Origin of the sequence: Burkholderia sp. Ed8, assembly GCF_040761425.1 — a bacterium.
Classification (GTDB): Bacteria; Pseudomonadota; Gammaproteobacteria; order Burkholderiales; family Burkholderiaceae; genus Burkholderia; species Burkholderia seminalis.
Map to the genome: position 1 here is coordinate 128,647 of NZ_CP142885.1, position 19,443 is coordinate 148,089.

The window sequence follows — 19,443 nt, forward strand, 5'->3', positions numbered from 1 at the left end:
GATTCCCCTTCAAGCCTGGCTGACGAACTTGTGCGTGAGGTAGTACTCGATGCCCTCGGCACCGCCTTCCGAGCCGTGGCCGCTTTCCTTCATGCCGCCAAACGGCAGTTCGGTCGAAACGATGCGGTACTGGTTGATGCCGATCATGCCGGCCTCGAGACCGTCCGCGACATCGATGGCCATGCGCGCACTGCTCGTGAACGCATAGGCGGAGAGCCCGTACGGCAACCGGTTCGCTTCGGCGAGCCCGTCGGCGAGGCCATCGAAGCGCATCAGCACCGCGATCGGGCCGAACGGTTCTTCGTGCATCACGCGCGCGTCCTTCGGCACGTCGGCGAGGACCGTGGGCTCGAAGAAGTACCCTTCTCCCTCGATACGCTTTCCGCCGGCGAGAACCGTTGCGCCACGTTCCACCGCGTCGGCGACGAGTTCCTCCATCTTGGCAAGCTGGCGCGGATTCGCCAGCGGCCCGACCTGCGTGCCGGCCTCCATGCCGTTCCCGACCTTGAGCGCGTTGGCCGCACGCACGAAGTGACCGGCGAACGCGTCGTAGACGTCGCGCTGGATCAGGAAGCGCGTCGACGAGATGCAGATCTGGCCCGTGCCGCGAAAGCGATTCGCCGCGCCTTCGACCGCGGCCTTTTCCACATCCGCATCGTTGAATACGAGGACGGGCCCGTGGCCGCCCAGTTCCAGCGTGATGGGCTTGACGCCTTCGGCCGCGCGCGCCGACAGCAGACGGCCGATCGGCACCGAGCCCGTGAACGTCACCTTCCGGATGACCGGGGACGCGATCAGGTGCTTCGACACCTGGTCGGGCACGCCGAATACGACTTGAAGCACGCCCTTCGGCAAACCGGCGTCATCCAGTGCGCGCGCCAGCGCGAGCGCCGTGGCGGGGCTTTCCTCGCCGGGTTTGATGATGACGCTGCATCCGGCGGCGAGTGCGGCCGAGAGCTTGCGCGCCGGGGTGATCGCCGGAAAATTCCACGGCGTGAATGCGGCGACCGGCCCGATCGCCTGTTTCTTCACGAGCTGTTGCACACCCGGGCGGTTGGACGGCACGACGCGGCCGTCGATGCGGCGCGCCTCTTCGGCGAACCATTCGAAGTAGTCGGCCGCACGCAGGACTTCGTCGCGGCTTTCCGCCAGCGGTTTGCCTTCCTCGAGCGTCATGACGGTAGCGATGTGCTCGGCACGCTCGCGCATCAGTTCCGCGCCGCGCTTGAGAATGCGCGCGCGTTCGGCCGGCACGGTGCGGCGCCAGACGTCGAACGCCTGGGCGGCGACTTGCAGGGCGCGATCCAGATCGGCTGCCGTCGCCAGCGGGACGCGTCCGATCTCGATTTGCGTGGCGGGGTTGATCACCGGCGCCGTTTCGCGTCCGCCCGCGTCGATCCATTCGCCGTTGATGAAAAGATGAAGTGCGTCGTACGTGATGTCCATGGCATTGACCTCTATGATTAGGATTACGATTCAATTTAAGTTCGCGGCGAGCCGGACAGGAGAACCCGCGCCACGCCGTGTCGGGATGATCCGCCGCATCGGGCTGGGCCCGGGTTCGAAACGTCGGTGCTCCGACTGCCTGACTTCGGGACTCAGTCTAGGCGTGAAGCGGGCGGCAACTTAGAGGGGCCGGAAAGAATGAATCTTGTCTGTGGAGAGAAAATCGCCCCGTCGGCACGAAGGCATATTGAAAGGATGCATAAAAACGACACGGGATTTCACGCTGACGGCACGAAACAGGCACGGGCCCTATCATCACAGGCTCGCGCGGGCCGGAACGCGGCGATTCGACGAAAAATTCAAAGCCAGGGTGCGTAATGGACAAGGTTCACACCATGTCGGTGTTTGCGAAAGTGGTCGAGATGGGCAGTTTCACGGCTGTCGCGAACCACCTCGATACGACTGTCGGCAACATTTCCCGAGCGGTATCGGTACTTGAGGACAATCTCAACACGCGGTTGCTGCAGCGCTCGACGCGACGGCTCGTGGTGACCGATGCGGGGCGGCGTTTTTACGAGCGCAGCGTTGCGATCCTCTCGGACATCGAACGAGCGGAAGCGGAAGCCCGCGATGCGCTGCTGGAGCCGCGTGGTGTATTGCGCGTGCATGCGGTTCCGGGATTGGGCCGCCAACTTGTTGCGCAAGCCGTGCTGGCCTATCGGAGCGCCTACCCGGAGGTATCGGTCGATCTCATGCTGTCGCAGCGGATGCCGAATCTGCTCGAAGAGCAGCTCGACGTGGCGGTCGTGATTGCCCGCACGCTGCCGGACTCGGCGTACGTGAGCCAGAAGATCGGCGCAAGCCACTGCATTCTGGCGGCGTCGCCCGATTATCTGGCGCGGCATCCGGCGCCCGAGTGCGTGGAAGATCTCGCCGATCACACATGCGTGCGCCTCAGCACGGTCGATTACGCACCGGACGAATGGCATCTGCAAGGCAAGGTCGGCGAGGCGGTGTATCGTCCGTCGGGATCGCACTTCAGTATCAACGACATGGATGCGATGTCCACGGTACTGCAGGAAGGCGCGGGGATCGGACTGATCGCCGCCTTCTCGGCGATCGACGATTTGCGCAAAGGATCGCTCGTTCGCGTCCTGCCCGAATTCCACACCGCCCAGCGCAACGTGTATGCGGTGTATTCGTCCCGTCAGTTCGTCGACGCGAAGATCAAACGGTTCATCGATGTCCTGAAGGTGCGGGTCGGTGACCGCTTGAATGCGTATGCGGAGGAACTCGCCATCGCGGTCGCATGATCGGCTTCACGGTCGGCGTGGTCGGGGCCGCGCCGGACACTCACGGAAACCCATGAAGAAAAGCCCGCCGGCTTGCACCGGCGGGCTTTCGTGTCCGACCTGCGTGGCGGCGCGTTAGCGCGCCGGGTTCAGCAACAGGTTCATGTGACGGTTCACGTCCTTGTACAGCAGGTAGCGGAAGCGGCCGGGGCCACCCGAGTAGCAGGCCTGCGGGCAGAACGCGCGCAGCCACATGAAGTCGCCCGCTTCGACCTCGACCCAGTCCTGGTTCAGGCGATAGACGGCCTTGCCTTCCAGCACGTACAGGCCATGCTCCATCACGTGCGTTTCCGCGAACGGAATCACGCCACCCGGCTCGAACGTCACGATGTTCACGTGCATGTCGTGACGCATGTCGCTCATGTCGACGAAGCGCGTCGTCACCCATGCGCCGTTGGTACCCGGCATCGGGATCGGCTCGACGTCCTGCTCGTTGGTCACGAATGCGTCCGGCAGCGGAATGCCGTCGACGGCCTGGTAGTGCTTGCGCACCCAGTGGAAGCGCACCGCGGCATCGCTGACGTTGTGCAGCGTCCAGTCCGCGCCCGGCGGAATGAACGCGTAACCGCCCGGCTTCAGCGTATGCTGCTTGCCTTGCAGCGTCAGCTCGGCCTCGCCTTCGACGACGAACAGCACGGCTTCGGCGTGCTTGTCCTGCTCGGGCTTGTCGCTGCCGCCGCCCGGATTCACTTCGACGATGTACTGCGAGAAGGTTTCGGCGAAACCCGACAGCGGGCGGGCGATCACCCACAGGCGCGTGTTCGTCCAGAACGGCAGCCAGCTCGTGACGATGTCGCGCATCACCCCCTTCGGGATCACCGCGTACGCCTCGGTGAACATCGCGCGATCGGTCAGCAGATCCGTCTGCGGCGGGTGGCCGCCATGCGGCGCGTAATACGTTGTCTTAGACATAGTGCATCCAGGCAATGGGTTGGTCCGGCCCCTGGCGCAAACGGCATCGGGCGGTTCGCACGCGCGTGGGGCACGCATGCGGCGGCGGGACATCGTTGCCGGGGTGGCTTGAAAGCGCGTGCGCCTTCGTTCGGTCGGCCAGGCTTCGCGTCGGGTCCGTCCGGTTCATCGGACGCGGCGACCCGGGTTGTCGGGTCCGGCGGCCGGCCGCGGCGCTCGCGGTCATGCGGCGAGGCGCGGCGGGCGGCACGGTTCGACTCCGTACGCGGGCACCGCCGACGATAGCGAAGTCGATCGCGATCGACCAATTAAATGTTGCGATGACATCCATTCGATTTCCCACTACCCGCCGGCGCCCGCGATGCGCGGTGAAGGGCCATGGCGCGGCGGGCGGGCCATCAGGGAAATCCTGACGGCCAGGCAACGGCCAGGTCATGTCCGGTCATGCGAATCGAGGGGGAAACGACGGGCTTGCGGCAGCGGATCGCTGCGACGGGGTCGTCAGGCTGAAACGGACGGAAGAACGATCCGCGATGGCGCACGCCGATTCTGCCCGGACGCGTTCATGCGCGGCAGGTCAGGTCGTCGAGCAACGGGGAAACACGGGGGGAGATGGATGGCCGGCCCGTCGATCGGGCGCAAGGCGGCGGCTGATGAAGCCGAAGGGACACGCCGGTGAGGCCGGCGATGACGGCCCGGCAGGCCGCCGGGCCGAATCTCGCGTCGGGTGCCGACGCCGTCGGCGCGCCGGTGCGCATGTCGCGCACCGTGCCGCGCTCGCGGCGATCAGTCCCAGTCGCGGTGGTGGTGACGATGCTTGCGGTGGCGATAACCGCGATCGCCATAGTCGCGCTCGTACGAGCTGCGCGACATGTTGCCGCCGAGCGCCGCGCCGGCGCCGCCGCCGACGGCCGCGCCCAGCAGGCCGCCCGTGCGGCCGCCCATCGCGTTGCCCGCCGCGGTCCCCGCGCCGCCGCCGAGTGCGCCGCCGATGATCGCGCCGGTGCGCTCGCGACGGTTCGACGTCACCGCGCCACCCGCGCCGCCGCCGATGGCGCCGCCGATCACCGAGCCCGTGCTGCCGCCGAGCGCACCGCCGACTGCCGCGCCGGCTACCCCGCCGAGCGCGCCGCCAAGCGCGTTGTTCATGTCACCGGCCAGCGCCGGCAGTGCAGTCGTGCCGGTCAGCGCGGCGACGACGAGAGCGGGGGCGATTTTCTTCCACATTCCCGTATTCTTCCTTGTTCGCAATCTGGTTATCGAAGGTCCGCTCGCTACGACGATCTGAATCGATCGACGTCGGGTCAGGCATTGTGCCGAACCGCGGACCAATTCATTTCAATGAGCTTGCGGCGAAGAATAGCACCGGTCCCGCCGCCTTGCCGTGGACATTCTGGTAACAAGTTGTTTACGAATAACGAAGGTCGGACGGGCACCCCGAAATTGCGTCAAACCCGCGCCGGCATTGGCTCCGGCGAGGGTCCGAACCTGCGCGGCGAGCGCCCGGCCCTGCGCGTCGTCGCACGTTCGAGACACACGTGGCAACACATCGGGCACGCGTCGTGAGCAGGCGCTCGAACGACGGCAACGGGGAAGGATGACGGGGTCAGTACACGCCGGGCAGCAACCGCCACGTCCGCGCGCAATACGCGTCGTATTCGGCGCCGAAATGCGCGCGCAGCAGCGCCTCCTCCGAGCGGATCCGCGCGACGAGCGGCACCAGCGTCAGCCCGACCAGCAGCAGGCCGATGCCCGAGCGGAAAACCAGCGACCAGCCGACCGAATTGACGAGCAGGCCGAGATAGCTCGGATTGCGGATATGGCGGTAGATGCCGTCGGTCACGAGCGTATGGCCCGGCTGGATCGCGACGAGCCCGCTGAAGCGCCTGCCGAGCACGAACACGGGCCAGATACGCAACGCACCGCCCGCGAGGTACAGCACGACACCGAGCCAGCGCACCGTGTCGCCGCCGAAGGTCCAGACATCGAGCCGGTCGGTCAGCGCGGGTACGTAGGCGAGCAGGAATCCGCTCACCGCGAATGCGGCGAGCACCCAGCGGTTGTCGCGATTTTCACGCTCGCCGCTGCTCAGGTTGCCTTCGGTGAACAGCGCGGCCACGGCCATCGCGAGCGTCGCGATCGCGACGACGGTCAGCTGCGGATGCGAGAAGAACGCAGCGAACCCGCCGATACCGAGAACGGCGAGCCCGAGATAGACGAGCGTGGATACGCTCGACAGGACGACGACCTTGGGGGTCACTGCCATGACGGCCTCGCGGGGATGCGCTTTCCCGTGAAGTATAGGAAGCGCGCTCGCGAAGCGCCGTGCGCCGCCGTCATGCGGCACGCGACGCCCGGCGGATCGCCCGGCGAAAGGCGGCGCACCGTGCCCCTGCGGCCGGAACGCCCGCCCGGAGGCGATCAGCGGATGCGGAAGTTGCCGCCGATCCCGACGCTGACGGGCGGCGCGTAATACGCGGGCGCATAGCCGTAGTAGGCCGGCGCGGGCGCGTAACCGTACGGCGGCGCGACGTAGCAGCCTGACAGGCCGCCGATCAGGGCAAGCGTGATGAGAATTCTGGACATGGCTCGGTTCCCGGCGCGAAAGACGAACGGCATCTCGCGAAGGCCGCGCCGCCGCGACGGCGGCGGCCGGCACGACGAGGCGATCCGCCTCTCGTGTCGCTCGATGATGCAATGCGCGGAGTCTAGCGCCGGGCCTGGCCGGCCGAGTTTCGCCGGCGGTTACACGTGTTACCTCGCATGACCGCTGAAACAGTCGGGTGCGGGGCGGCGGCCGGCCGCCGGGCCCTTGCCGGGCCGCATGCAATCGATCCGTTACACGAAATGCGCGCGAATGCGCTGCGCGAGCGCCTCGAGCGTCGCGGCGTCCGCGATCTCGCGCGCATGCATCCGCAGCTCGACGCCCTCCCGGCGCGGAATCACGTGGAAATGCACGTGCGGGACCGTCTGGCCGGCCGCCGCGCCGTTGAACTGGCCGATGAACACGCCGTCCGGCTCGAGCGCCGCGCGCACCGCCGCCGCGACGCGCTGCGTCATGCGGATGCCGGCCGCGGCCGCGTCGCCGGACAGCTCGAAGATCTGCGCGGCCGGCTCCTTCGGGATCACGAGCACGTGACCGTCGGCCTGCGGCATCAGGTCCATGATCGCGAGCGTCGCATCGTCTTCGGCGACTTTCACGCAAGGCAGTTCGCCGCGCAGGATTTTCGCGAACGGGTTGTCGTTGTCGTAGGTCATGGCGTTTTCCGATCTCGGTTGGACAGTTGGGCCGGGTGGCCAATGCCGGACGATTATCGGCCGATGGCCGCCCGGACATCAACTTGCGCGACGCGCAACACGGGGCGAGCCGCCGGACACACGGCCACGCGAACGCATGCGGTCGTCATCGCACGTCACGCGGCCGCGATTGCAACGCATCGCCCAAACCTGAGACACTGCCGGATCGTTGCCGGTCGGCACGCCACCGAGGACGCTCGCGCATGACGATCCCCCTCAAGAAGCTGATGCTGCGCGGTGTCGCACTCGCGCTCGTTGCCGCGATCGGCTACACGGGCTACATGCTGTCCCGGCTCGCGCCGATCGCGACCGGCTATGCGGCCAAGGCGCTGTGTTCGGGCGTGTTCGTATCGGGCCGGCCGGCCGCGTCCGTGATCGACGTGGACATCATGGCCGGCGTGCATCCGCTGCTGAAGCTGGTGCGCCCGTCGATCGATCCCGACCATCATCGCGCGACGGCGACCTTCGCCGGTTTCGCCGAGCGCGAAGCCGACTTCCGGCCGGGGCTCGGCTGCACGCTCGCGCCCGGACCCTCGCCCGGCGCGACGTCGACCGCGTTGCCGGCCGCGTTGCCGCCGCTTCCCGACCCGCCGGCCACCCCGCCCGCCCCCGCCACGCCGCCCGCCGGCATCGACGCGCACAAGCTGCGGACCGCGCTCGACCGCGCGTTCGACGAACCCGATCCGGCGCGGCCGCGGCGCACCCGCGCGGTCGTCGTGATGTGGCACGGCCAGGTGATCGCCGAACGCTACGCGCCCGGCTTCACGGCCGATACGCCGCTGCCCGGCTGGTCGATGACGAAGACCGTGACGGCCGCGCTGATCGGCACGCTCGTCGCGCAGCACAAGCTGTCGCCCGATGCGTCGGCGCTGCTGCCCGAATGGCGCGGCAGCGGCGACGCGCGCGCGGCCATCACGCTCGACGAGCTGCTGCGGATGACGAGCGGCCTGCAGTTCAACGAGGACTATGACGACCCGCTCTCCGACGTCGCCGTGATGCTGTTCACGCAGCCCGACATGGCGCGGTTCGCGTCGGCGAAACCGCTCGCCGCGACACCCGGCACGCAGTGGTACTACTCGAGCGGCACGAGCGCGATCGTCGCGCGTGTGATGCGCGAAGCGCTCGGCGGCAGCGACGGCGACTATCTCTCGTATCCGCGCCGCGCGTTGTTCGCGCCGCTCGGGATGCGCAGCGCGGTGTTCGAGCCCGATGCATCCGGCACGCTCGTCGCGCCGTCGTACCTGTATGCGAACGCGCGCGACTGGGCGCGCTTCGGGCAACTGCTGCTGCAGGACGGCAGGTGGAACGGGCAGCAGTTGCTGCCGCGGGGCTGGGTGCGTTACCTGACGCGCGCGACGCCGCAGTCGGCACGGCAGACGTTCGGCGCGCAACTGTGGGTCAAGGTGCCGGAGCCGTTCAACGATCGCGATCCGAACGCGCCCGCGATGCCGGCCGACGCGTTTCATGCGGTCGGCCATGAAGGGCAGTTCGTGAGCGTGGTGCCGAGCCGTCAGCTGGTGGTCGTGCGGCTCGGGCTGTCGCGGCCGGAGGCCGCGTGGAATCACGAGGCGTTTCTCGCGCGCGTGCTCGATGCGGTGCCGGCGCCCGGCGCGTGACGGCGGGCGCGTGAATCGATGACGCGCGCGTGATGACGCGCGCGTGAAGCGGCAGCGCTTGCAACGCCGCCGCTTCACACGCGGCCTGCCCGGCTTTACGGATTCGCGCTGCCCGCGTACTGCTTGAAGCCTTCGCGCGTCGCGAGACGTTCGATATAGCGCGACACCGCCGGCAATTCCGGATGGGCGAACGGCGTGCCGAACCAGCGGTTCGCCGACAGGCCGATCGGAATGTCCGCGAGCGTGAACGTACTGCCGGCCACGTACGCGCCCGTCTTGTCGAGTTGCGCATTCAGCACCTGCATGTGCTTCGTCCAGCCGGCGATCGACTGCGCGATGCCGTCCGGATCCTGGTGATCGGGCGACTTGCGCACGAGGCCGAGGAACGCGCCGACCCACGAGCGGTTCAGGTCCGAGCCCTGCCAGTCGATCCACTGGTCGACCCGTGCGCGCGCCTGAGGCTCGGCCGGATAGAGCGCGTCGCCGCCATGGCGGTTCGCGAGGTAGCGGATGATCGTGTTCGATTCCCACAGCACGAAGTCGTCATCCTTGATGACCGGCACGAGCGCATTCGGATTCAGCGCGAGATAGGCCGGATCGTGGGTCGTGCGGAAGCCCGCCCCCCAGTCTTCCTGTTCGAACGGCAGGTTCAGTTCGGTGCACAGCCACAGCACCTTGCGGACGTTGATGGACGGGATCTTGCCGAGGACGTGCAGCATGCAGTCTCCTTGTGAGGTCGGATGCGGAGCGCGCGGGACGCAGGACACGCCCCGCGCACGTTCACGCCGAATTTATACACGACGGCGGGGCAAACGGCAGGCCGGCCCCGCGAAATCGGCGTGCGGCCGGTTCGTCAGGTCGCGCAGCGCATGCTCGGCCGTCGGGAAGCGGAACATGAATCCTTCCCGATGCAGCCGCGCCGGCATCACGCGCTGCCCGTCCAGCAGCAGTTCGGCCATCTCGCCCATCGCGACGCGCAGCGGCGCGGCCGGCACGTGCAGCCACGCGGGGCGGCGCAGCACCTTCGACACGACCTGCACGAACGCGCGCTGGGTCAGCGGCACCGGCGCGACCGCGTTGTAGACGCCGCGCATGCCCGCGCTCGACATCGCGCGCGCGACGATCCGCAGCACGTCGTCCCGGTGAATCCAGCTCATCACCTGCGCGCCGTCGCCGAATCGCCCGCCCATCCCGAAGTAATGCGGCAGCAGCATCGGGCGCAACGCGCCGCCGGGGCCGAACACGATGCCCAGCCGCAGCACCACCGTGCGCACGCCGTGGCGTTCGAGCGGCTGCGCGGCACGCTCCCACTGCCGGCACAGTTCGGACATGAAGCCGGTGCCGGCGCTGCTGGCCTCGTCGAGCCGTTCGTCGGCCGGACGCACGCCGTAGTAGCCGATCGCGGATGCCTGGATCCACGTGCGCGGCTTGATCTCGGCGGTCTCGACCCAGCGCGTCAGCGCCTGCGTGACGCCGACGCGGCTCGCAAGCAGCCGCGCCTGCCGGCGCTTGCTCCAGCGTGCGCCCAGCACCGGCGCGCCCGCGAGATTGACGACCGTGTCGACACGCTCGTGCGGCCGCAGTTGTTCGACGGACGTCACGCTGCGCACGCGGCCATCAAACAGGTAGGCCGCGCGCAGCGGATCGCGCGCCAGCAGCGTGACGGTATGCCCGGCATCGAGCAACCGGTTCACCAGCGTTTCGCCGATGAAGCCCGTCCCGCCGGTCACGAGCACGTGGCCGGGCGGCTGACCCGCGAACGGATTGGCGGCCGGCACACGGCGCGCGATCCGGCACGCGGCGATCCCGTCGCGCACACCCGATATCGTCACGCCGACGGCAAACAGGCTGAGCAGCCAGCCGCGCCAGCCGGGATCGAGCGGCTGCAGCGCGGTCGGCTCGTGCGCCCACACGGCCAGTTGCATCGCGATCATCCCGAACAGCGCGCCGCCGTTGACGGCCAGCAGCGTGTGCAGCACGCGCTCGGTGGCCGGCAGCTTGCGGCTTTGGTCCTCGACGACGAAGTCCCACAACGTCAGCGCCACTTCGACGAATACGACCGCCGCGAGCGCTGCCACCCACGCCCCGTGAAACGCAACGTTCGCGATCGATGCGAACACGAGGCCGTACAACACGGACCGCACCGCATGAATCGTCAGCTCGAGCCGCGCGCGCGGGCTGTGCGGCAGGTCCTGCGTGAGTTCGTGGTGATAAAGCGTATCGAAGGCGCCCATCGCGCCCTGCACGATCAGCAGGTTGAGCGCCCAGTCGAAAGCAGGCAAGGTGTTCATACGGTATCCCTCCTCCACAGCCAGACGAGCGGCGGCACCATCGCGACGAGCGCGACGAGGTCGATCGCTACGTGGCCCCGCACATGCGCCTGCCACGACAACAGCATGTCCTGCGGCGCCCAGATCGACAGGCCGGCCAGCAGCCAGCCCCACACTTCCCGTTTGCGCAACCGGCTGCCGAGGTGGACGAGCGCGAGCATCCAGACCGACGCGCACTGTACCGTCGCGCCGGCCAGCGACATCCACCAGACCTGCTGGGCACGTGCGGCGTCGGGCGCCGTTCCTGCCCAGAAATGCAGTTCGATGCCGCGGTGATAGGCATCGAGCCACGGCGCGCCGGCCATCCACGGCACGACCGCGCCGACCAGCAGGTGCACGATCGCGACCGCCCCCATCCAGTTCACGACGATGCGGCGCCGGGTGTCGCGTGCGGGGCGCGCTGATGCCCTGCGTCCGGCGGCCTCGCCGATCCCGCACGCCGCGTCGTCGCAGCGCGCTTCGGCGTGATACCCGAGCCAGCGCGAAACGGCCTGCCGGTTGCGTGCGAAGCGGCGATACAGCGGTGCGAGCACGCCGCGCAGGGCCGGCACGCGCAGCAGCCAGGCGAGCCAGCGGCGCCCGGCCAGCGCATGGGCGGCCGCGACGCTGTCGACGCCGGTCAGCATGCGTCCGTCAGGCAGGCGCGCATGCAGTTCGCGATTCAGCGCGGGCAGGTCGACGCCCAGCGGCGCCGGGTCGAAGCCCGGTTCGGCGATATCGACGAACATCAGCCGGTGTCGCGCGTCGCGCGCCGCGAGACGCCGAATTTCCGCGGCGCATAACGGACATCGCCCGTCGAAGTAAACTTCCAGTTCACTTGCGCTCATGATTTGCACTCCTTCTTTTTATCGAAAGCATCATGAATCGATCGACTGCATGCCGGTGCCTCGAACCGCCGCGCCCGCACGGCGGCGACACGCTTACATCGGCTTGACCACCATCAGGAAGTAGACGGTCAGCATCGCGAAAAACGCCGGATAACCGAGCAGTTCCCAGCGTTTCGCGTAGCGCCAGTAGCGCTCGGGCAGCGCGGCATCGCCGTTCGCGTGCGCGAGCCTCGCCATCGATGCCAGTTCGAGCTGCAGCCACACGACCGGCAGCCAGCACGCACCGGCGACCGCGTACAGCACGATCGACGCGAGCAGCCACGGCGTATGCCACGGCCAGCCGGCCGTGTGCGCGAGCCACAAGCCGGACGCCGGCTGGAAGATCACGGCCGGCGTCGTGAACCACCCGTCCGCGCGCACCACGAGCCGCGACACGGCCGCGATCGCGGGCACCGACCGCGTGCGGTTCGCGAAGAACAGGTAGAACGCGGTGCCGAACCCCGTGCCGACCAGCAGCACCGAGGACAGGATGTGAAGCGCCTTGATGACGAGATAGGTATTCATGCGCGTTCTTCTTCTGAAAAGAGGATCAACAGGATGGCGAGAATCGGCACGTTCTTGAGCACCGGACCGAACGGTTCGGCCAGCAGGCCCGGCATCGTGACCGCGATCACGGCCGAATACGCGACGATCAGCGCCGCTTGCGCAGCCCACAGGCGCCGCGAAGGCGCGGCGACGGTCGCGATGCCGAACGCGAAGTCCAGCGCGCTGGCCCCATAGAGCGCAAGCAACGCCGGCAGCCCCGTCAGGTGCGCAGGCGCGAGCAGCGCGAGGCTCGCGTGCAGCGGATGGATGAACGCGCTCGCGATGGCCGTCCAGATCCACACGATCGCGAGCGCGCCGCGCAGCAACGGGCGCCGCCACATCGCGAGCGCCTCGCGGCGCAGCGCGGCAGCGCTTTCCGTACCGATGAAGCGGCCGATGCCGCGCGGCGGCCGGCCGAGCACGGCCGCGGTGGCCGACGGATCGCCGGTGTTCCCGGCGCGCAGCATCGTCCACGTGTCGCGCGTGAACATCGCGCCCGGCAGCATGCTGGACAGGACGGCCGCCGCGCCGGCCAGCGGGCCCGGCAGCGTCACGCGCGCAGCCGGCGGAAACCCCAGCGCGGCCCGGTAGCAGGCCAGCATCTCGCGGTATTCGACTTCGTCGCCGCCGACCACGTCGATCACCCGGTTGCCGGCCTCCGCCGCATCGTCCGGTTGCACGACCAGCCGCGCGACGACTTCCGCGAGATCGTCGACGTGCACGGGGCGCAGCCGCTGACGGCCGCCCGCCGGCAGCACATGCACGGGCAGGCTCGCGAGCATCCGGAACAACCGCGCCGACGCGCCGGCCGCGCCGTAGACGAGCGCGGGGCGCACGATGCGGGAATCGATCGGCAGCGTCCGCAGGAACCGGTCGGCCGCGTGCTTGCTCGCGAAGTACCGCGTCTCGCCGCGCTCGACGCCGAGCGCCGAGATCTGGATCACGCGCCGCACGCCGGCGCGGCAGCATGCGGTGAAGAGCGCGCACGGCGCGGCGCGGTGCACGGCGTCGAGCGTCGCGCCGCGTCGGTCGGCCAGGATGCCGACGGCGTTGACCACCACGTCGACGCTCGTCAGCCGCGGCAGCCACGCCTGCGGATCGACGTCCCGCGCGAAGTCGATCGCGATGTCGCGCGGGCCGGCCGCGTGACGCACGCCGCGCAGCACGTGATGGCCGCCGGCTTCGAGCTGCGCGCACAGCGCCCGCCCGATGAAGCCGCTCGCGCCGCAGACGAGCACGGTGATACTGCGCGCGCCGGTGCGATCGTGCTGTCGGGCCGACGGCAGGATTGCGTTCATCTTCATCCTCTATTTACAGTTATTTCTGTAAAGACAGAAATACCAACCCCAAAAAAAGCGGGCTGCCCGCCCGCACTTCCGCTACCGCTTACTTCGACGGCTTGCGCCTGACCGTCTGGCTGATCTTCGCGCCGATGCCGAGCGCCTTCATCAGCGTATCGGGCTTGAGCCGCAGCATCTCGTCCGACCAGGTCGTGAGCGTCTCGACGAACTGCAGCGTGTCGCGGATACGCTGTTCGGTCTCGCGGCTTTCGTTCGCGATCTCCGGACTCGTCAGGCAATCGCGCAGCACCGTGAGCGTCGGTTCGATCTCGCGCTGCCGCCGCCCTTCGACGATCAGCTTGAACAACTCCCAGATGTCGGTCGACGTCTCGAAGTGGTCGCGGCGGTCGCCCAGCACGTGCACGACCTTCGCGAGCCGCCACGCCTGCAGCTCCTTCAGGCTCGTGCTGACGTTGGAGCGCGCGACGTTGAGCGTGTCGGCGATCTCGTCGGCCGCGACCGGCCGGCCGGCCAGGTAGAGCAGCGCGTGAATCTGCGAGACGGTGCGGTTGACGCCCCACCGCGAGCCCATTTCGCCCCAGTGGAGAATGAATCGTTCGGCAATCGGTGTGAGTTCCATGTCAGGAAAATTATTCATTTCAGTTATTTCTGTCAAGAGAGAAATAACCGGGGCGATCCGACACCGTCCGGCCGCGCCCGCCCGCGATCGGCCGCTTCCTTTACAATGCGCGGGATTTTCCGATTTCAGGCCGTCCCCGCCTTTCTGATAGACAGAGGTTTTTCCATGATCATCAAACCGCGCGTGCGTGGCTTCATCTGCGTGACGACTCATCCCGTCGGCTGCGAGGCCAACGTCAAGGAACAGATCGACTACGTGACTTCGCACGGCCCGATCGCCAACGGCCCGAAAAAGGTGCTCGTGATCGGCGCGTCGACCGGCTATGGCCTCGCGGCCCGGATCTCGGCCGCATTCGGCTCGGGCGCGGACACGCTCGGCGTGTTCTTCGAGCGCGCCGGCAGCGAAACGAAGCCCGGTACGGCCGGCTGGTACAACAGCGCCGCGTTCGAGAAATTCGCCGCCGAAAAGGGGCTCTATGCGCGCAGCATCAACGGCGACGCATTCTCCGACAAGGTCAAGCAGGTCACGATCGACACCATCAAGCAGGATCTCGGCAAGGTCGATCTGGTCGTCTACAGCCTCGCGGCACCGCGCCGCACGCATCCGAAGACGGGCGAGACGATCAGCTCGACGCTCAAGCCGGTCGGCAAGGCCGTCACGTTCCGCGGCCTCGACACCGACAAGGAAGTGATCCGCGACGTCGCGCTCGAACCGGCGACGCAGGAAGAGATCGACGGCACCGTCGCGGTGATGGGCGGCGAGGACTGGCAGATGTGGATCGACGCGCTGGCCGACGCCGGCGTGCTGGCCGACGGCGCGAAGACCACCGCGTTCACGTATCTCGGCGAGCAGATCACGCACGACATCTACTGGAACGGCTCGATCGGCGAAGCGAAGAAGGATCTCGACAAGAAGGTGCTGTCGATCCGCGATAAGCTGGCCGCGCACGGCGGCGATGCCCGCGTGTCGGTGCTGAAGGCCGTCGTCACGCAGGCCAGCTCGGCGATCCCGATGATGCCGCTGTACCTGTCGCTGCTGTTCAAGGTGATGAAGGAAGCCGGCACGCACGAAGGCTGCATCGAGCAGGTGTACGGGCTCCTGAAGGACAGCCTGTACGGCGCGACGCCGCACATCGACGCGGAAGGCCGCCTGCGCGCGGACTACAAGGAGCTCGATCCGCAGGTGCAGGAGAAGGTCGTCGCGATGTGGGACAAGGTGACCAACGAGAACCTGTACGAGATGACCGACTTCGCCGGCTACAAGACCGACTTCCTGCGGCTGTTCGGCTTCGAGATCGCCGGTGTCGACTACGACGCGGACGTGAACCCGGACGTGAAGATCCCGGGCATCATCGACACGACGGTCTGACGAAACGCCCCGCCGCCGCGCTCATCGAGCGGGCGGCGGGGCCGCGTTGCCGGCCGCGTCAACGCGGCGCCGGCTCTTCCAGATAGACGCCCGACGACAGCGTGGCCTTCACCTGCCGCGTGAATTCGTCGGTCGACACCTCCTCTTCTCCTGCTTCGATTGCCTCGTAGGCCTGGCGCACGACGTCGGCCGGCGTGGCCTTCGGCACGTCGAGGCCGGCCGTCAGGTCGGTATCGATGAACCCCGCATGCAGCCCGACGACCTGCGTATGCTGTTCGCGCAGCGAATGGCGCAGCCCGTTGGTCAGCGCCCACGCGGCCGATTTCGACACGCCGTAGCCCGACAGGATCGGCCGGTTCACCCAGCTCGCGACCGACAGGATGTTCAGGATCGCGCCGCCGCCGTGGCTGGCGAGCGTGCCGGCGAACGCCCGCGACATCGCCAGCATCCCGAACACGTTGGTTTCGAAGTGCTCGCGCAGCGCGTCGGGCGCGCCGTCGTCCGTCAGGCTGCCGAGCCGCGCGATGCCGGCGTTGTTGATCAGCAGCGTGACGTCGCGGGCCGCATCGGCCGCCGCGGCGACGGCCGCCGGATCGGTCACGTCGAGCTTCACGGGCACGACGCCCGGCAGCGTCACGGTGGCCGGATCGCGCGCCGCCGCATAGACCTTGCGCGCGCCTCTGGCGAGCGCCTGCTTCGCGAACTCGAGCCCGAGCCCGCGGTTCGCGCCCGTCACGAAAACGACTGCACCTTCGATCTTCATGATCGTTCCTTTCGCATGATGAATCGCCTGCGCGCCGGCTCGCCGCGCGCATGAGATCCGGTGGAAAACGAGGTTGCCATTGCTTGCCGAACCGGTGCGCCGCCGACGGCGGGCGGCGAGCCGTCCGCCGCCCGATAGCCGCGGCGCCAAAGACGCCAACCGACTGCCATCCGTGTCCGGCCGTGGCTTTGCATCGCCGGCCAAGTCGACTACACTCGATGTCAATGTCGATCACCATTGTCTTTGCGGTGCATTCTGTTCGCGCCACGCCCTCATGTCAATGGTGATCGCAATTGTGTTTTCCAATCGACGCGATCGGCAAAATCAGGGAGAGATCGATGGGCGTATCAAGACAGCAGGCCGCCGAGAACCGGAGCGCGATCTTCGCGGCCGCCGAGCGGCTGTTCCGCGCGCGCGGCGTCGATGCCGTCGGGCTGACGGAGCTGATGAAGGAAGCCGGCTTCACGCAGGGCGGCTTCTACAACCACTTCAAGTCGAAAGACGCGCTCGTCGCCGAAGTGATGGAAAAGGCGATGCACGACCGCGCCGATTCGCCGAACGCCGGCAGTCTCGACGCGCAGGTGGCGGCGTACCTGTCGGCCGCGCATCGCGACAACATCGAGGCCGGGTGCCCGCTGTCCGGCTTCGCCGGCGACGCGGCGCGGCTGACCGACGCGGCGCGCGCATGCTACGCGCACGGTCTCGCCGCGTATCTCGACCGGCTGGCGCCGATGGTGGCGGCGGAAGGCGCGACGCCGGAGCAGACGCGTCGCGACACGCTGGCGGTCTTCAGCCAGATGGTCGGCGCGCTCGTGCTGTCGCGCGCGGTCGCGGGCACCGATCGCGCACTGGCCGACGAGATCCTCGACGCGGGACGCAAGACGCTGGGCGCCGGACGCGGCGATCCGGGCACGCCTGCGTAACGCCGCCCTCCCGCGCTACTCGACCGCCCGCGCGGCATCCCACAGCGGTTGCCCGCCGAGCGCCGCATGCCACGCATCGAAACGCGTGCGCCACGCTTCGAACGGCTGCGCGAGCGGATGGCGCGGATCGTCGCTGAGCGAATACGCCATCCCCTCGATCAGCCAGCGCGGCTTGGTCGCGACGGCCAGGTTGCCGAGCACTTCGGCCTGACGATGATGGATCAGCTCGTGCGCGATGAAATAGGGGGTCCAGCCGCGCGGCGCGACGGCCACCCCGAAATTGCCGAGTGTCAGCGCCGCGCGCGCGCCCAGGCCGAACGCGTCGGCACACGCGCGCGTCGAACAGAACACGACGCGCGGCGCATCGTGAAACGGGCCGACGGCCGCCGCCGCGCGCGCATAGCCGTCGCGATACAGCCGCTGCGCGTCGCCGAGCTTCGCGGCATCGTCCGTGCAGACGTCGGCGCTCGGGCACGACACGCCGGGCAGCAGCGCGGGCGCGACGATGCGCAGCGGCTTGACGAGCGCATACGCGGCAATCGGCAGCGCAACGAGCAGGCCCGTGAGGGCGAAGGCGACGTGTGAGCGTTTCATCGAGGCGGAGGTTCCCTGGCGTTTCGTTGAAGTCTTCCGGCGTGAATGGTATCGGACCGGCGGCGCTTCCGGCCCGGCTTTTCATGCCGCGGGCAAACCGGCCGCCGGGCAGCGCCCGGCGCGGCCGCGAAGGCGCCGCGTACGACCGACGCCGGCCACTCGCGTCACGCGGCATGCTCCGTGCGCGTCGCGCCGGCGCCCGCTCCGCGACGGCTCACGCGCACGCCCAGCCACAGCAATCCCGCGCTGCACACGAACAGGAGCACCTCGACCAGCACGGTCTCGACGTGCCAGTACCGCGTCAGCAGCACCGCGACAAGGTCGAACATGAAATGGAACGCGATCGCATACGCGAGCCAGCGTTTCGCGCCGCGCACGAACGCCTGCAGCACGATCAGCGACAGCCCGACATGCGCGGCCATCGCGCTCACGCGCTCGAACAGCGCGAGCAGCGGCGACACGAGCGTCATCCCCGCGAACTCCGACCCGATCAGCGAGCGCATGCCGGCCGGCACGACGACACCCGCGTGCGCGAGCAGGTAGCCGGTGCCGAGCGCGACGAACCCCACGCCGACCAGCAGCATCGCTTCCAGCCCGCCGTGCCCGAGCCCGAGCATCACGGCCGTCCGCGCATCGTGCCGCTTCGGCAACAGATACCGGAACGCGACCCAGCGCCCGCATTCCTCGAAGAGCCCGGCCGTCAACGCGGCGAACACGAGCATCGGCAGATGCCAGCGCGGACTAGTTCCGAGCCAGTGGAACAGCGGCGCCTGCCACGACAGGCGCAGCAGCGGCTGGAACACGAAGAAGGTCAGCATGCCGTAGCAAAACACGCGCAGCGGCACCTGCATGCGGCGCCGCCAGCGGACCGCGAGCCACACCGGCGCGATCAGTGCCGCGACACCGGCCGCCAGCGTGGCGCACAGCAGCGCCGGGGCGACGGGATGCATGACGGCTGTCGTTACGCGAGCTGCTTGTGGAAATAGGTCGTCGCGCAGAGCGCGCCGTCGGGCATCAGCGCATAGTTCGGCACGACGCCGACGCGCTGCCAGCCGGCCCGCTCGTACAGCCGCTCGGCGTCGCCGCCCGTCACGGTGTCGAGCACGAGCACGGTCTTGCCGGCGTCGCGCGCGGCCGCGTCGGCCGCCGCCATCAGCCGCGCGGCGATGCCCTGCCGGCGCGCGTGCCGCGCGACGAGCATCTTCGCGATATCCGCGCGATGCGGCTGGTTCTCGGGCTGCGCGGTCACGACCTGCACCGTGCCGACGATCCGGCCCGCCGCATCCTCGGCGACGAGCAGGATGCGCTCGTCGTTCTGGACGCCCTCAGCCACGCGCGTCCAGAACGCGACGGCGGTCGGCCGCGCGATCGGCAACATGAAGCTGACGGATGCGCCGCCTTCGACGCAATCGATCAACAGGTCGGCCAGCGCGTCGACGCAACGCATCGCGTCGCGTGCGTCGATCCGACGGACGGTAACAGATTCGGTCATGCCCTCTCCGGTAGTCAG

General features: G+C 68.5%; 20 protein-coding genes. 4 read left to right on the forward strand and 16 right to left on the reverse strand.

The window, feature by feature from the left end:
* Positions 1 to 9: 9 nt before the first annotated feature.
* Positions 10 to 1,446 carry an NAD-dependent succinate-semialdehyde dehydrogenase gene (locus VXM69_RS00595; protein WP_124670377.1) on the reverse strand — a complete coding sequence of 479 codons (1,437 nt, stop codon included), beginning with the start codon at positions 1,444 to 1,446 and terminating at the stop codon, positions 10 to 12.
* A 377-nt stretch (positions 1,447 to 1,823) separates the two neighbouring features.
* Here VXM69_RS00595 and VXM69_RS00600 point away from each other — a divergent pair, with 377 nt between their 5' ends.
* Positions 1,824 to 2,759 (forward strand): LysR family transcriptional regulator, encoded by a 936-nt coding sequence (locus VXM69_RS00600; protein WP_367188791.1) that lies wholly within the window; start codon positions 1,824 to 1,826, stop codon positions 2,757 to 2,759.
* 114 nt (positions 2,760 to 2,873) lie between these two features.
* Here VXM69_RS00600 and VXM69_RS00605 read toward each other — a convergent pair whose 3' ends face one another.
* The 5 genes from VXM69_RS00605 to VXM69_RS00625 form a co-directional block, all read right to left on the reverse strand.
* Entirely contained in the window at positions 2,874 to 3,710 is an 837-nt protein-coding gene (locus tag VXM69_RS00605) for a bifunctional allantoicase/(S)-ureidoglycine aminohydrolase (RefSeq protein WP_069705711.1), read from the reverse strand.
* A 786-nt stretch (positions 3,711 to 4,496) separates the two neighbouring features.
* Positions 4,497 to 4,937, reverse strand: coding sequence for a hypothetical protein (locus VXM69_RS00610; RefSeq protein WP_034187726.1), 441 nt, complete (start codon positions 4,935 to 4,937; stop codon positions 4,497 to 4,499).
* A 379-nt stretch (positions 4,938 to 5,316) separates the two neighbouring features.
* On the reverse strand, positions 5,317 to 5,976 hold the full coding sequence (locus VXM69_RS00615; protein ID WP_069705710.1) for an isoprenylcysteine carboxylmethyltransferase family protein: 660 nt from the start codon (positions 5,974 to 5,976) through the stop codon (positions 5,317 to 5,319).
* A 155-nt stretch (positions 5,977 to 6,131) separates the two neighbouring features.
* Positions 6,132 to 6,296, reverse strand: coding sequence for a hypothetical protein (locus tag VXM69_RS00620; RefSeq protein ID WP_167361907.1), 165 nt, complete (start codon positions 6,294 to 6,296; stop codon positions 6,132 to 6,134).
* A 252-nt stretch (positions 6,297 to 6,548) separates the two neighbouring features.
* Positions 6,549 to 6,968: an HIT family protein gene (locus tag VXM69_RS00625; protein WP_034187724.1), complete on the reverse strand. Its 420-nt coding sequence runs from the start codon at positions 6,966 to 6,968 to the stop codon at positions 6,549 to 6,551.
* A gap of 242 nt (positions 6,969 to 7,210) precedes the next feature.
* On the opposite strand from VXM69_RS00625, the gene VXM69_RS00630 reads away from it, so the two are divergent.
* The gene (locus tag VXM69_RS00630) at positions 7,211 to 8,623 is read left to right on the forward strand and encodes a serine hydrolase (RefSeq protein ID WP_049029314.1); all 1,413 of its coding nucleotides are present in this window, start codon (positions 7,211 to 7,213) and stop codon (positions 8,621 to 8,623) included.
* A gap of 95 nt (positions 8,624 to 8,718) precedes the next feature.
* Here the strand turns inward: VXM69_RS00630 and VXM69_RS00635 are convergent, their stop codons facing one another.
* The 6 genes from VXM69_RS00635 to VXM69_RS00660 form a co-directional block, all read right to left on the reverse strand.
* Positions 8,719 to 9,342: a glutathione S-transferase gene (locus tag VXM69_RS00635; RefSeq protein ID WP_301741385.1), complete on the reverse strand. Its 624-nt coding sequence runs from the start codon at positions 9,340 to 9,342 to the stop codon at positions 8,719 to 8,721.
* Between the two features lie 72 nt (positions 9,343 to 9,414).
* Complete coding sequence (locus tag VXM69_RS00640) at positions 9,415 to 10,914, reverse strand: TIGR01777 family oxidoreductase (protein WP_367188792.1); 1,500 nt, start codon at positions 10,912 to 10,914, stop codon at positions 9,415 to 9,417.
* Positions 10,911 to 11,780, reverse strand: coding sequence for a thiol-disulfide oxidoreductase DCC family protein (locus VXM69_RS00645; RefSeq protein WP_367188793.1), 870 nt, complete (start codon positions 11,778 to 11,780; stop codon positions 10,911 to 10,913). Before VXM69_RS00645 ends, VXM69_RS00640 begins: the two co-directional genes overlap by 4 nt.
* Before the next feature lie 93 nt (positions 11,781 to 11,873).
* Positions 11,874 to 12,344 (reverse strand): DUF2269 domain-containing protein, encoded by a 471-nt coding sequence (locus VXM69_RS00650; protein ID WP_034187719.1) that lies wholly within the window; start codon positions 12,342 to 12,344, stop codon positions 11,874 to 11,876.
* Positions 12,341 to 13,663, reverse strand: a complete 1,323-nt coding sequence (locus tag VXM69_RS00655) for an SDR family oxidoreductase (RefSeq protein ID WP_367188794.1) — start codon at positions 13,661 to 13,663, stop codon at positions 12,341 to 12,343. The genes VXM69_RS00650 and VXM69_RS00655 overlap by 4 nt, the downstream gene beginning before the upstream one ends.
* Before the next feature lie 88 nt (positions 13,664 to 13,751).
* Positions 13,752 to 14,285 (reverse strand): MarR family transcriptional regulator, encoded by a 534-nt coding sequence (locus tag VXM69_RS00660; protein WP_034187718.1) that lies wholly within the window; start codon positions 14,283 to 14,285, stop codon positions 13,752 to 13,754.
* 165 nt (positions 14,286 to 14,450) lie between these two features.
* Here VXM69_RS00660 and fabV point away from each other — a divergent pair, with 165 nt between their 5' ends.
* Positions 14,451 to 15,653 (forward strand): enoyl-ACP reductase FabV, encoded by a 1,203-nt coding sequence (gene fabV, locus VXM69_RS00665; RefSeq protein ID WP_034187717.1) that lies wholly within the window; start codon positions 14,451 to 14,453, stop codon positions 15,651 to 15,653.
* Between the two features lie 58 nt (positions 15,654 to 15,711).
* Here fabV and VXM69_RS00670 read toward each other — a convergent pair whose 3' ends face one another.
* Entirely contained in the window at positions 15,712 to 16,416 is a 705-nt protein-coding gene (locus VXM69_RS00670) for an SDR family oxidoreductase (RefSeq protein ID WP_034187716.1), read from the reverse strand.
* Positions 16,417 to 16,754: 338 nt separating this feature from the next.
* Here VXM69_RS00670 and VXM69_RS00675 point away from each other — a divergent pair, with 338 nt between their 5' ends.
* On the forward strand, positions 16,755 to 17,339 hold the full coding sequence (locus VXM69_RS00675; protein ID WP_367188795.1) for a TetR/AcrR family transcriptional regulator: 585 nt from the start codon (positions 16,755 to 16,757) through the stop codon (positions 17,337 to 17,339).
* Between the two features lie 15 nt (positions 17,340 to 17,354).
* Here the strand turns inward: VXM69_RS00675 and VXM69_RS00680 are convergent, their stop codons facing one another.
* The 3 genes from VXM69_RS00680 to VXM69_RS00690 form a co-directional block, all read right to left on the reverse strand.
* Complete coding sequence (locus tag VXM69_RS00680) at positions 17,355 to 17,933, reverse strand: membrane protein (protein ID WP_049030872.1); 579 nt, start codon at positions 17,931 to 17,933, stop codon at positions 17,355 to 17,357.
* A gap of 164 nt (positions 17,934 to 18,097) precedes the next feature.
* Positions 18,098 to 18,883: a YhfC family intramembrane metalloprotease gene (locus tag VXM69_RS00685; RefSeq protein WP_367188796.1), complete on the reverse strand. Its 786-nt coding sequence runs from the start codon at positions 18,881 to 18,883 to the stop codon at positions 18,098 to 18,100.
* A gap of 11 nt (positions 18,884 to 18,894) precedes the next feature.
* Positions 18,895 to 19,425 carry a GNAT family N-acetyltransferase gene (locus tag VXM69_RS00690; protein WP_059559057.1) on the reverse strand — a complete coding sequence of 177 codons (531 nt, stop codon included), beginning with the start codon at positions 19,423 to 19,425 and terminating at the stop codon, positions 18,895 to 18,897.
* Positions 19,426 to 19,443: the final 18 nt, after the last annotated feature.